Source organism: Hydrogenophaga sp. PAMC20947 (assembly GCF_004795855.1).
Classification (GTDB): domain Bacteria; phylum Pseudomonadota; class Gammaproteobacteria; order Burkholderiales; family Burkholderiaceae_C; genus Hydrogenophaga.
This window is the reverse complement of sequence record NZ_CP039252.1, coordinates 4,763,647-4,775,956: the sequence shown is the minus strand read 5'-3', so window position 1 is coordinate 4,775,956 and position 12,310 is coordinate 4,763,647. Positions and strand designations below refer to the sequence as shown.

The window sequence follows — 12,310 nt, the reverse complement described above, 5'->3', positions numbered from 1 at the left end:
ACCCCTTTATGTTGCAAGCTTCCAAACTCATTCCCCAGGGCCACGGCCTGGCCGCCGCCCTGGTCAACCGAGCCCCCCACCTCGAGCTCGACTGGGACCTGCGCCAGAAAAGCCGTTTCGACGCCACGGCCTCCGATGGCTGCCAGGTCGGCGTCTTTCTGGCCCGCGGCACCGTGGTGCGCGGCGGCGATGTGCTGGTCACCACCGCCGGTGGTTTGATCCGCGTGGTGGCCGCGCCCCAGCCGGTGTTGCGGATCACCGCCTGCACCGACCACACCCACGACCATGGCCACGCACACAACGGTGCGTTTGACCTCATGAGAGCCGCCTACCACCTGGGCAACCGCCATGTGCCCATCGAGTTGAAGCCCGATCACCTCAAGATCGAGCCCGATCACGTGTTGGCCGACATGCTGCGCGCCATGCACCTCAACGTCGAAACCGTGCGCGCCACGTTTGAGCCCGAGTCGGGCGCCTACGGCCAGGCCAACTCGCATGGCGGCGGGCATGGCCATCACCACGCACACGACCACACGCCCACTGCCGAAACACCCCCCGGTCATGTCGACTGAAGTGCCCCCGACCAAAGCGGGCCTGCTGAACCTGCTCTGGTTGGCCTCACCCGCGCTGCCGGTGGGTGGCTTCTCGTATTCCGAAGGGCTGGAGGCCGCCACAGACACCGGCTGGGTCAGCGACGAAGACAGCGCCAGCCGTTGGCTGCTCGACCAGCTCCAGCTCAGCCTGGCGCGCTGCGACCTCGCCGTGGTGGCCCAGGCCATTCCCGCCTGGCAAACCCCCGACCGGGCTCGCATACACGCCCTCAACAACTGGATTCTTCAAACCCGAGAGACCCAGGAATTCCGTCTGCAAACGGAACAGATGGGTCGCTCCCTGGTGGAATGGGCCCGCTCCCTCGGCGACCTGGGCCAAGGCTTGCACGAGCAGCTGTCCAGCGCCGAGCTCACTTCGCCAACCTACCCGGTGGTCATGGCCTGCGCGCTCGCCCACAGCGGTGCATCGCTACACGACGGCCTGTCCAGTTTCGCCTTCGCGTGGGGAGAAAACATGGTCCAGGCCTCCATCAAATCGGTGCCTCTGGGCCAGAGCGCCGGCCAGCGCATGCTCGCCCGCCTGGCCCAGGCGATCCCCGAAGCGGTGGCCACCGCGACCCGCCTGACCGACGACACCCGCCAGGCCTGCACGCCCATGCTGGCCATTCTTTCGGCCCGCCATGAAACCCAATACTCCCGCCTGTTCAGATCCTGAGCACGGCCACACCACTGTCCCGACACCCTTGCAAGACACAACGAGACACCCAACACCATGAGCGCACTGCACCACATCCCCCGCCGCACCAAACTCCTGCCCCCGCTGCGCGTGGGCATCGGTGGCCCGGTCGGCTCCGGCAAAACCACCTTGCTGGAGATGTTGTGCAAAGCCATGCGCGAGCGCTACGACCTCATCGCCATCACCAACGACATCTACACCAAGGAAGACCAGCGCCTGCTCACCGTGAGCGGCGCCTTGCCTGCGGAGCGAATCATGGGCGTGGAGACCGGAGGCTGCCCACACACCGCCATCCGCGAAGACGCCTCGATCAACCTCGAAGCCATCGACCGCATGCTCGGTGAGTTTCCCGATGCCGATATCGTTTTCATCGAAAGCGGCGGCGACAACCTCGCGGCCACCTTCAGCCCCGAACTGAGCGACCTCACCCTCTATGTGATCGACGTCGCCGCTGGCGAAAAAATTCCACGCAAAGGCGGCCCTGGCATCACCAAGAGCGACCTGTTGATCATCAACAAAACCGATCTCGCGCCCCATGTGGGCGCCGACCTTGAGGTCATGAAAGCCGACACGGCCCGCATGCGACCCGACAGCACCCGCCGCCCCTGGGTCATGACCAACCTCAAAACCCTCAGCGGGGTAGACGAAGTGGTGCGCTTCATCGAGACGCGTGGCATGCTCGCGCCTCAAGCCGAGCCCGTCACCCTTTGAGGCAGGCCAGCGGCGGTACACCACAAGCCGCAAGCGCTTGTGGTGTTGCTGTGTGGACTCAGCCGGCGACCCGCCTGCAAAACAATTCAGCATAGAAACAGGAACGGGATTAGAATAACCACGCTGCCCAATATGATTTCATTTGGGTCACGCCGTCAGATACGGTTCGCAGCGCAGCTTTTGTTGCTCTCGCCGCCCTTCTCCTGGCCATAGCGCCCACCTTCTTCCCGGTGATCAGAACCGTCTTTTGTGGCGATTTGAACCCGGCCTTTTTCTCTCTTTTCCCAACACCACCTTCTACCTGGGTCAATGCCGCACCATTCGCTGGCATGCCAATACCCAGACCCACGGCACATCGGCATCGTCCGAACGCCATTTTTTCCGATGATTGAGCTCGTAATCCAGCTCAGCATCCCCCGCTTCGCGCACTTCAATTCCATCTAGCGCGCGGGCAATTTTTGAAAGGTCCACTTCATGGGCAAGAAACTTTACGTCGGCAATCTCTCCTACTCGGTGAACGACAGCTCCCTCCAACAAGCATTCTCTGAATTTGGTTCGGTCCAGTCCGCCAAAGTCATGACCGACCGCGACAGCGGCCGTTCAAAGGGTTTCGGCTTTGTCGAAATGTCCAGCGATGCTGAAGCCCAAGCGGCCATCAGCGGCATGAACGGTCAAAACCTCGACGGCCGTGACGCTGTCGTGAATGAAGCCCGTCCAATGGAGCCACGCACCGGTGGCGGCGGCGGCGGTGGCGGTGGTTACGGCGGTGGCCGTGACCGTTACTAAGCCCTGCGCTCAGTAGCATCAGAAAAACCGGTCGAAAGGCCGGTTTTTTTTCGCCTGTAGGCATCTGCTCCGTCCCAGGAGCAGACGCCGGCCCAAGCTCCGGCACGCAAAATGCATGCGTTGACCCCATGGCCCACACCGTTACCTCGCTCAAAAGGCGGGCGCCCGGCCTTCGCAGCGGCAAACCACGCCGCGCCCAAGCCCGCGCCTCTGACTCAACCCCCGCACCGCGCTCTGGCGCCAAGGCACCCACCCAGCCAATCCAGCCGTCCCTGCTCTCCCGCCACTCCTGGCTGGAAGACGCCCACGCCCTCATTGCCGGCTCGCTCTTCGTCGCCCTGGGCATGACCATGTTGGGCCATGCCGGGCTGCTCACCGGCGGCGTGGCTGGCGCGGCCTTTCTGGCCAGCTACGCCACTGGGCTGAACTTCGGCCTGTTCTTCTTCCTGTTCAGCCTGCCATTTTTCGTTTTGTCATGGTTTCGGCTGGGCAAGGAATTCACCTTCAAGAGTTTCTTCGCGGTGGCGCTGGTCTCGTTGTGCACCGCCGTGGCGCCCCAGGTGGTGCGCTTCGAGTTCCTCAACCCCTGGGTGGCCTCGGTGTTGGGTGGCATTCTGATCGGTTTCGGCCTGCTTGCCCTGCTGCGCCACCGTGCCAGCGTGGGCGGCGTCAACATCCTGGCCCAGTGGCTGCAGCAGGCAAAAGGCTTCAGCGCCGGAAAAGTGCAGATGTCGGTGGACGTGGTGGTCGTGCTCACCGCGCTGGTGGTGGTGCCGCCCGAACGCGTCGCTCAATCGGTGGTGGGTGCCGTGGCCATTGGCGCCATCCTGGCGCTGAACCACCGGCCGGGGCGGTATTTGGGGGTTTGAGAGCGGGCAGCCCATTTCCTGTGGGTCTTTGAGCAATCGCGAAGGCCAAGTCCTGAACCTTGAGTCACGGCCACACCCATGAACCCTGCGTAGGAACTCACCTACCCCCTTCCTTCGCAGAGCTTCGTAAAATTGTTGACCGGGTTCACCCTGCCATCCAGCACCCCGCACAAGCGACCCCGATTCAAACAAGCGCACCAACGAACGAAGGAAAGACAACCCCATGCAAGACGCCCACCACCATTTCAGCGATCTCTTTGCCCAGCTGGGGCTGCCCAATGACCCACAGGGCATAACGCAGTTTCTGACGCAGCACGCCCCTCTCGCGGGCGATGTCAGGCTGCCCGACGCACCCTTCTGGTCGCCTGCGCAGGCGGCCTTCCTGACAGAAGCCCTGTTGCTGGATTCAGACTGGGCCGAGCTGGCCGATCAACTGAGCGAGGCCCTGCGTGGGCAGGAAACCCCTCCCGCCTGATGGGGTGCCGACCAGGGGGGTCTTCTAGTAGCGGCGCTCGATCCACAGGCCCGCGCACAGCAAGGCGCCCACGGCATACAGGAGCCAGGTTTGCCAGACCAGATAGGGGTATAGCATCAGCACAACACCGATCCAGATCGCGCGCGTGCGCTCTTGCTTGCGGCCCATGCGAAAGGCCGCGAATCCGATCAGTCCGAAAAAAACCGCGCCAATGAGGTACGCAGGGGTCGGCAGCGTGAAGCCCAGTGCTTCGGCCGTCTCAAGCTCTTGTAGTGGATCCATTGACGCATTCTGCCTCACGGATCGCAGCGTGCTGCCTTTCCGAAGTTGCCGCGCCCGCTATCAGATCGGATGCAAGGAGCCGCTTTCAGGCGGAAAGGTTCGACGGCGAAAAGGCACCAACGGCCAAGGATCCGGGAGCGTGGGATCGCCCAAACTCAGTAAAAGAATATTCAAGGCCCACGGAAAGTCGACAACGTCAACGCCCAAAGCCCGGAACAGGGCCATAAGGGCATGGAACCTTTGCCTTAGCACTCAATCACATAGAGTGCTAACATAAAGATATGCCTAATTTAGGAGGATTTTGAACATGTCCGCTGCACTTGCCACCACCGCTTTGCCGACCGCCTCACTGGCCGTTGGGAGCCCGTGGGCGAGCCGGTCGCTCACCCTGCCGCCCCTGGGCAACCTTGACGCCTATATTTCTGCGGTGAACCGCATGCCTATGCTCACGCTTGAGGAAGAGCAAAGCGCCGCCCGCCGCCTGCGCGACGACAACGACATCGACGCTGCGGGTCAGTTGGTGCTGTCTCACCTGCGCCTGGTGGTGTCCATCGCCCGCCAATACCTGGGTTACGGCCTGCCCCATGGCGACCTGATCCAGGAAGGCAACGTTGGCCTGATGAAAGCAGTCAAGCGCTTCGACCCCGATCAGGGCGTGCGCCTGGTGAGCTATGCCATGCACTGGATCAAGGCCGAGATTCACGAATACGTGCTGAAGAACTGGCGCATGGTCAAAATGGCCACCACCAAGGCCCAGCGCAAGCTCTTCTTCAATCTGCGCTCCAAGAAACAAGGCTTCCGTTCGGAAGCGCTCGATGGCGACACCCACCGCGAGGCCTTCTCGGACGATGAGGTCAGCATCGTCGCGCGCGACCTCAACGTCAAGCCTGAAGAAGTGCGCGAAATGGAAATGCGCCTCTCCGGTGGCGACGTGGTGCTTGATCCCGGTCCGGGCGACGACAGCGAAGACCGCTTCGGCCCCATCGCCTTCCTGACCGATTCGGCCCACGAGCCCACAGCCATGCTCGAGTCGGCCCAGCGAGACCTGCTGGCCAGCGAAGGCATTGCCCAGGCCTTGGTTGCGCTGGACGACCGCTCGCGCCGCATCGTCTCCGAGCGCTGGCTCAAGGTCAACGACGACGGCTCGGGTGGCATGACGCTGCACGAGCTGGCCGCCGTATATGGCGTGAGTGCCGAGCGCGTGCGCCAGATCGAAGTGGCGGCCATGAAGAAAATGCGCAAGACACTGGCCGAATACGCCTGAAGTCCATCGCACGCAGCAAAAAGCCGCCTTCGGGCGGCTTTTTTCATGGCAAGGTGAGCCGCCTGGACGGACCTCCCGCCTTGTCAACGCTGCAAAGTCACCACATCGATGGTCGGCACCACACCGAGCCGTGCCGGCAAGCCAATGGTCCCGATGCCAGGGGTTACCAGCAAAGGCCCGCCCCGCGTCTGGTACACCCCATTCCACCAGGGCTGCTCGCTGTTGGTGTTGCGCAGCACCCAGGGTGTGAGCCCCGGGATCCAGATCTGACCGCCATGGGTGTGGCCCGCGAAAGACAAAAATGCCGCGCCCTTTGGCAACAGGGCAATGGTGTCCGGCTGGTGGGCGAGCACCAGGCGCACACTGGGAGGTGATGTACCCATGCTGGTCGGTTGCGGCCACAGCTTTTTGACCTGAAGCTGGGGATGGCCACCCCATTGGTCGTCGAGGCCAACCAGCTCCCAGCCCTTCCAGGGCACCACACGCCCTTCCAGCAATTGCACACCATGGGTTTGCAGCGCCGCCTTCAAAGGCCCGGTCAAGGGGGGGCCGGGCGACTCCACATCGTGGTTGCCCAACACGGCGAACACCGGGTGTCGAATCTTAGCCAAGGGCGCCAGCCCTGCGGTGAGGTCGGGTGGGGGCTCATGCGTCCAGTCGCCCGCCACCATCACCGCGTCCACCTCCAGCGCATTGAGGCGATCCACCAGATCCACCAGCTGATCATCCCTGAAAAACAGGCCCCAGTGGATATCAGAAATCACCACCAGACGCACCGGCTCGGTGCTGGCAGGAATACCGCTGAAGGTGGTCTCCCGCACCCGCACCATGCCAGGCTCGACCAGGGAAGACCACAGCCCGATGAGCACCGCCACCGACAACACAGCCGCACGCCAGCGGCGAAAACCCTGGTTCACCACCGAATGGCTCAACAGGCCCGTCAGCAGGAAGGCGCCGGCAATGCGGGGCGACCAGTACAGGGCGTGCATCACCAGGTTGCGCACCCAGAACCCCGGCGTTGACCAGCGTCCCAGATAGTCCACCAGGGTCACGATCAAGGCCACGACCATGGCAGCCCAAAAGCAGCGCCATGACCAACGCTCGACCGTGCGAGCCCGAGTCAAGCCGAGGGCCCGATCAGGCTTCGCGGCGCAGTGCCGGGAACAAGATCACGTCGCGGATGCTGGGGCTGTCGGTCAGCAACATCATCAGGCGGTCGATACCGATGCCGCAACCACCGGCGGGTGGCATGCCGTATTCCAGGGCGCGGATGAAGTCGGCATCAAAATGCATGGCCTCGTCATCACCGCCTTCTTTGCTGGCCACCTGGGCGTGGAAGCGGGCGGCCTGGTCTTCGGCGTCGTTCAGCTCCGAAAAGGCATTGCCAAACTCGCGGCCGGTGATGTACAGCTCGAAGCGCTCGGTCACCTCCGGGTTCGCGTCGTTGGCCCGTGCCAGTGGCGAGATCTCGGTGGGGTGGTCCATGATGAAAGTGGGATTCCACAGCTTTTCTTCCACCGTCTCTTCAAAGTACAACACCTGCAGGCTGGACAGGCTGCGGCCGCTCAGTTGGTGTTTGGCCTCCGAAAGGCCCAGCTTCTTGAGCTGGGGCAGCAGCCATTCGGGCTGGTCCACACCGTCGCCGGCATCGGTGTACTTCAGGATCGCTTCGCGAATGGTCAGGCGCTCAAAAGGCGCCATCACATCGACAGGCTTTCCGTTGTAACTCAGCGGCGTGTCGCCATGCACCTGAAGCACCACATGGCGGATCAGCTGCTCGTTGAAGTCCATCAGGTCCTGGTAGTTCCAGTACGCCGCGTAGAACTCCATCATGGTGAACTCGGGGTTGTGGCGAACGCTGATGCCTTCGTTGCGGAAGCTGCGGTTGATTTCGAACACGCGATCGAAGCCGCCCACCAGCAATCGCTTCAGGTACAGCTCGGGCGCGATGCGCAGGAACATGGCCTGATCAAGCGCGTTGTGGTGCGTCTCGAAGGGCTTGGCGATGGCACCACCCGGGATCGGGTGCAGCATGGGGGTCTCGACTTCCAGGAAGGCATGGCTCACCATGAATTCGCGGATGCAGGAAAGGGTTTTGCTGCGCGTCACAAAACGGCGGCGCGAAACCTCGTCGGTCATCAGATCCACATAACGCTGGCGGTATTTGATCTCCTGGTCGTTGATACCGTGGAACTTGTCGGGCAGCGGCCGCAGGCTTTTGGTCAACAGCCGGATGTTGTCGGCGTGGATGGTGAGCTCACCGGTGCGGGTTTTGAACAGCACGCCTTCGGCCGCCACGATATCGCCCAGGTCCCAGTGCTTGAACCCCGCGTGCACCGCTTCGCCAACGCTTTCATTGTTCAGGTAAATCTGGATGCGGCCACCGCTCTCACCCAGAGAGGCGTCTTGCAAAGTGGCAAAGCTGGCCTTGCCCATCACGCGCTTGAGCATCATCCGGCCAGCGACACTGGCGCGCACCGGCGTGGCTTCCAGCGCTTCCTTGGTGGCCTCGCCGTGGGTCGCGAACAGGGCTGCGGCCTTGTCGGCTGGCTTGAAATCGTTGGGGAATGCAACCGCCCCTCCCTGCCGCTGCACTTCACGCAAAGCCTTGAGCTTTTCGCGGCGCTCGGCAATGAGCTGGTTTTCGTCAACGGCAACAGGTTGGGCGGTGGGAGTGGGTGCTTGTGTCATGGTGCAATAAAAAACGGGCTGCACATCCGCAGACATCTGCGCGGTGCAACCCGTGATTGTAAGTTTCCGACCAGGCCCCAGGGAAAATGTGCAGATTTCAGGTGCCCTGGGTGCTGTGGAGCTGGCTTTGCCAGACCGCAATCACGCCCCTTTGACGGGATGGCGCCGCAGGCGGCGCGGGTGCTGAGGCTGGGTCAGTGCCCCAGGTAAGCCTCGCGCACCCTCGGGTCCACCAGCAGGTCTTTGCCGGTACCGGTCATGGTGATTTCGCCCGAATCCATCACATACCCGCGGGCAGCGATCTGCAGCGCGCGCTGGGCGTTTTGCTCCACCAGCAAAATGGTCACGCCCTGGGCGGCCACATCACGCACCACTTCAAAAATCTTGTCCACCATGATGGGCGAGAGGCCCATGGATGGCTCGTCGAGCAACAAAACCTTGGGCTGGCTCATCAGCGCACGCGCCATGGCCAGCATCTGCTGCTCACCACCGCTCATGGTGCCTGCCAGCTGGTCTTTGCGCTCGCGCAAGCGCGGGAAGATGCCGAACATGCGCTCGATATCCTTGGCGATGCCTTCCTTGTCCTTGCGGATGTAAGCGCCCATTTGCAGGTTTTCGGTGATGCTCATGCGGGTGAACACACCGCGGCCTTCAGGCACCATGACCAGGCCTTGGCGAACCAGATCCCAGGGGCCGCGCCCCTTGATGCTTTCGCCCAGGTATTCGATGTCGCCCGCTTCGAAACCCAGGGAGCCCGTGATGGCTTTCATGGTGGTGGTTTTGCCCGCCCCATTGGAGCCGATCAACGAAATCAGCTCGCCTTCATGGACTTCCAGATCAACGCCCTTGACCGCCTTGATACCGCCATACGCGACCTTCAGGCCGCTGACTTTGAGTAATGTGTTTGCCATCTCATATTTCCTTGTTCATTCAGAACGTCCCGAGCGAGGTGTCTTTTCCAGAACGCCGCCGATCTGGCTTCGCCAGTCGGCCAGCGTCGCCCCCTGGGGGGTGACGCGCGCAGCGCGGCGCAGGGGGAGCCACATCTAGCCTCCGCCGCTGCCCAGGTAAGCCTCGATCACCTTGGGGTCTCGCTGCACCTCAGCGGGAGTGCCCGACGACAGCTGTTTGCCGTAGTCCAGCACGGTCACGCGATCGCACAGCCCCATCACCAACTTGACGTCGTGCTCAATCAGCAAGATGGTCCGGTTGTCTTTGCGGATCTGGTCGATCAGCTCGCGCAATTGCACCTTTTCCGTGGCGTTCATGCCGGCGGCGGGCTCGTCCAGCGCGATCAGCTTCGGATCGGTGGCCAGGGCGCGCGCGATCTCCAGACGGCGCTGGTCGCCATAACTCAACGTGCGCGACTTGTAGTCGGCGAACTTGGCAATGCCCACGTACTCCAGCAGCTCATAGGCACGGGCGGCAATCTCGGCTTCTTCGCGCTTGAAACCCGGGGTGCGGAACACGGCGCCCAGCAGGCCCGAATGGGTGCGCACATGGCGCCCCACCATCACGTTTTCCAACGCGGTCATCTCGTTGAAGAGACGGATGTTCTGGAAGGTGCGGGCGATACCCGCCTTGGCCACTTCGTGAACGGCCGTGGGCGTGTAAGGCTTGCCGGCGAGCTCGAACGAGCCACTGTCAGGGGTGTAGAGGCCGGTGAGCACGTTGAAAAACGTGGTTTTGCCCGCCCCGTTGGGACCGATCAGGCCATAAACCTGACCCCGATTGATTTCCATGCCCACATCGCTCAGCGCTTGCAGACCGCCAAATCGCTTGGAGACGTTGGCTACTTTGAGAATGGTTTCGCTCATACAGTCAACCTTCTTATTTGCTCAACGATTTGCCATGCTCGGGCGACGGCCACAAGCCTTTGGGGCGCAGCAGCATCACCAGCACCATGGCCAGGGCGATCAACAGCTGGCGCAAGATCTCAGGCGCCAGGCGGCCATCGGTCATTTGCGACAACGGGCCCGCCACATGGCGCAACACCTCGGGCAAACCGGCCAGCAGCAGGGCACCCAGAATCACACCAGGGATATGGCCAATACCGCCCAGCACCACCATGGCCACCACCATCACCGACTCCATCAGGGAGAACGACTCGGGTGACACGAAGCGCTGGAAGGAGGCGAACAACACGCCCGACACGCCGCCAAACGACGCACCCATGCCGAAAGCGAGCAGCTTCAGGTTGCGGGTATTCAAGCCCATGGCCTTGGCCGCGATCTCGTCTTCGCGAATCGCCATCCAGGCCCGACCGATGCGGGAGTCTTGCAAACGGTAAGACAAGATCACCGCCATCACCACAAAGAACATGAACAGGTAGTAGTACATGGTCACGGGCTCGAAGGTGTAGTTGCCCACCGTCAATCGCTGGGCAAAATCCACCCCAAAGGTGTCAATGGCATCAATCTGGCTGATACCTCTGGGCCCGTTGGTGATGTTGATCGGGCGGTCCAGGTTCAGCAGGAAGATCCGGACGATCTCGCCGAAGCCCAAGGTGATGATGGCCAGGTAATCGCCACGCAGCTTGAGTGTGGGCGCGCCCAGAATCATGCCCACCAGCCCTGCGACCACCGCCGCCACAACCATCACAATCCAGATGCTGACATGGGTCCCGTTGGGGAACATGGCCTTCATCGCTGGAAACGTATCGATCAGGTGGCTCGAGTCAAAGAGCGCATAGATGTAGGCGCCCACCGCAAAGAAGGCGATGTAGCCCAGGTCAAGCAGGCCCGCGTAACCCACCACAATGTTCAGCCCCAAGGCCAGCAACACATAGAGCAGCGCCAAGTCGACGATGCGCACCCAGGAGTTGCTGCCGGTGGACTGCAACAGTATGGGCAATACCAGCAGCGCGATGGCTGCGAGCACAAAGGCAACGATTTTGCCGGTTTTCGTTTTCATCATGATGTAACGTCTCCTTCGGCTTCAGGCGCGATCGGCCACGCGTTCACCCAGCAAGCCCGACGGCCGCAGAGTCAACACCAGCGCCAACATCACGAAGGCAAAGATATCCGAGTATTGGCTGCCCAGCACACCGCCGGTGAGCTTGCCAAGGTAGCCAGCGCCCAGCGATTCGATCAAGCCCAAAAGGATGCCGCCGACCACGGCCCCGGCCAGGTTGCCAATGCCACCCATCACAGCGGCCACAAAGGACTTCAAGCCGGGCATGAAGCCCATGGCGAACTGCACGGTGCCGTAGTTCGAAGCCCACATCACGCCCGCAATCGCAGCCAACATGGCGCCGATGACGAAGGTGGCCGAAATCACCATGTCGGGTTTGATGCCCATGAGTGCGGCGACGCGGGGGTTTTCGGCGGTGGCGCGCATGGCACGCCCGAGGTTGGTGTGGTTCACCAGCCACATCAACAGCGCCAGCGTGATCGCAGTGGTGGCCAGAATCGTCACCTGCGTCACCGAAATCACGGCACCACCCAGATGGAACGGCTCTGTGGACAGCATGGAAGGATACGAGTGGGGCCGGGGCTCCCAGATCATCATCGCAATGGTTTGCAGCAGGAGCGACATACCGATGGCGGTGATCAGCGGAGCGAGGCGCGGCGAGTTCCGCAGCCGGCGATAGGCCAGCTTCTCAATCATGAAGTTGAGTCCGCCGCAAACCACCATCGCAATCAGGGTGGCCGTCAACAAAATAAGCCAGCCGGGCATGCCCGTCCAGGCTTCGGTCATCCAGCCGATAAGCGTCCAGCTGGTGAGCGCACCCACCATCAGAACTTCACCGTGGGCAAAGTTGATCAGCCCGATGATCCCGTACACCATGGTGTATCCGAGGGCCACCAAGGCATACATACTGCCCAGGACCAGACCATTGATGATCTGCTGCAGTAAAACGTCCATAAAAGGTTCTCCGAGTTCTGAGAGGGCTGTGGCCGTTCTTCCGAAACGGCCGGTTTCATTTAATTAGCAAAAAACCCG

The 12,310-nt window shown here is 62.0% G+C and carries 15 protein-coding genes; 7 read left to right on the top strand and 8 right to left on the bottom strand.

Annotated features, from left to right (window positions below; all coding sequences use genetic code 11):
• The first annotated feature begins 8 nt into the window (after positions 1-8).
• Genes ureE through ureG form a run of 3 tightly spaced genes read left to right on the top strand, consistent with a single transcriptional unit; the run spans position 9 to position 1,998 of the window.
• Positions 9-572 carry an urease accessory protein UreE gene (ureE, locus tag E5678_RS21835; RefSeq protein WP_136180483.1) on the top strand — a complete coding sequence of 188 codons (564 nt, stop codon included), beginning with the start codon at positions 9-11 and terminating at the stop codon, positions 570-572.
• Complete coding sequence (locus E5678_RS21830; RefSeq protein ID WP_136180482.1) at positions 562-1,266, top strand: urease accessory protein UreF; 705 nt, start codon at positions 562-564, stop codon at positions 1,264-1,266. The genes ureE and E5678_RS21830 overlap by 11 nt, the downstream gene beginning before the upstream one ends.
• 57 nt (positions 1,267-1,323) lie before the next feature.
• Positions 1,324-1,998 (top strand): urease accessory protein UreG, encoded by a 675-nt coding sequence (gene ureG / locus E5678_RS21825; protein WP_136180481.1) that lies wholly within the window; start codon positions 1,324-1,326, stop codon positions 1,996-1,998.
• Positions 1,999-2,304: 306 nt separating this feature from the next.
• Here ureG and E5678_RS22395 read toward each other — a convergent pair whose 3' ends face one another.
• Positions 2,305-2,469 carry a hypothetical protein gene (locus tag E5678_RS22395; RefSeq protein WP_168708636.1) on the bottom strand — a complete coding sequence of 55 codons (165 nt, stop codon included), beginning with the start codon at positions 2,467-2,469 and terminating at the stop codon, positions 2,305-2,307.
• 3 nt (positions 2,470-2,472) lie between these two features.
• Here E5678_RS22395 and E5678_RS21820 point away from each other — a divergent pair, with 3 nt between their 5' ends.
• The 3 genes from E5678_RS21820 (at position 2,473) to E5678_RS21810 (ending at position 4,128) form a co-directional block, all read left to right on the top strand.
• The gene (locus E5678_RS21820) at positions 2,473-2,784 is read left to right on the top strand and encodes an RNA-binding protein (protein ID WP_136180480.1); all 312 of its coding nucleotides are present in this window, start codon (positions 2,473-2,475) and stop codon (positions 2,782-2,784) included.
• Between the two features lie 128 nt (positions 2,785-2,912).
• A complete protein-coding gene (locus E5678_RS21815; RefSeq protein WP_136180479.1) occupies positions 2,913-3,653 on the top strand; it encodes a YitT family protein in 741 nt (246 codons plus the stop codon).
• A 223-nt stretch (positions 3,654-3,876) separates the two neighbouring features.
• Positions 3,877-4,128: a DUF2789 domain-containing protein gene (locus E5678_RS21810; RefSeq protein ID WP_136180478.1), complete on the top strand. Its 252-nt coding sequence runs from the start codon at positions 3,877-3,879 to the stop codon at positions 4,126-4,128.
• A gap of 24 nt (positions 4,129-4,152) precedes the next feature.
• Here E5678_RS21810 and E5678_RS21805 read toward each other — a convergent pair whose 3' ends face one another.
• On the bottom strand, positions 4,153-4,410 hold the full coding sequence (locus E5678_RS21805) for a hypothetical protein (RefSeq protein ID WP_136180477.1): 258 nt from the start codon (positions 4,408-4,410) through the stop codon (positions 4,153-4,155).
• Between the two features lie 307 nt (positions 4,411-4,717).
• On the opposite strand from E5678_RS21805, the gene rpoH reads away from it, so the two are divergent.
• The gene (rpoH, locus tag E5678_RS21800; RefSeq protein WP_136180476.1) at positions 4,718-5,674 is read left to right on the top strand and encodes an RNA polymerase sigma factor RpoH; all 957 of its coding nucleotides are present in this window, start codon (positions 4,718-4,720) and stop codon (positions 5,672-5,674) included.
• An 83-nt stretch (positions 5,675-5,757) separates the two neighbouring features.
• Here rpoH and E5678_RS21795 read toward each other — a convergent pair whose 3' ends face one another.
• From E5678_RS21795 to E5678_RS21770, 6 genes are all read right to left on the bottom strand, one after another.
• Complete coding sequence (locus E5678_RS21795; RefSeq protein WP_136180475.1) at positions 5,758-6,744, bottom strand: metallophosphoesterase; 987 nt, start codon at positions 6,742-6,744, stop codon at positions 5,758-5,760.
• 67 nt (positions 6,745-6,811) lie between these two features.
• On the bottom strand, positions 6,812-8,365 hold the full coding sequence (lysS, locus tag E5678_RS21790) for a lysine--tRNA ligase (RefSeq protein ID WP_136180474.1): 1,554 nt from the start codon (positions 8,363-8,365) through the stop codon (positions 6,812-6,814).
• Positions 8,366-8,559: 194 nt separating this feature from the next.
• Positions 8,560-9,276, bottom strand: a complete 717-nt coding sequence (locus tag E5678_RS21785; protein ID WP_136180473.1) for an ABC transporter ATP-binding protein — start codon at positions 9,274-9,276, stop codon at positions 8,560-8,562.
• A gap of 135 nt (positions 9,277-9,411) precedes the next feature.
• Positions 9,412-10,182: an ABC transporter ATP-binding protein gene (locus E5678_RS21780; protein ID WP_136180472.1), complete on the bottom strand. Its 771-nt coding sequence runs from the start codon at positions 10,180-10,182 to the stop codon at positions 9,412-9,414.
• A gap of 13 nt (positions 10,183-10,195) precedes the next feature.
• Positions 10,196-11,278 (bottom strand): ABC transporter ATP-binding protein, encoded by a 1,083-nt coding sequence (locus tag E5678_RS21775; RefSeq protein ID WP_136180916.1) that lies wholly within the window; start codon positions 11,276-11,278, stop codon positions 10,196-10,198.
• A 24-nt stretch (positions 11,279-11,302) separates the two neighbouring features.
• Positions 11,303-12,232, bottom strand: a complete 930-nt coding sequence (locus tag E5678_RS21770) for a branched-chain amino acid ABC transporter permease (RefSeq protein ID WP_136180471.1) — start codon at positions 12,230-12,232, stop codon at positions 11,303-11,305.
• Between the last annotated feature and the right edge of the window lie 78 nt (positions 12,233-12,310).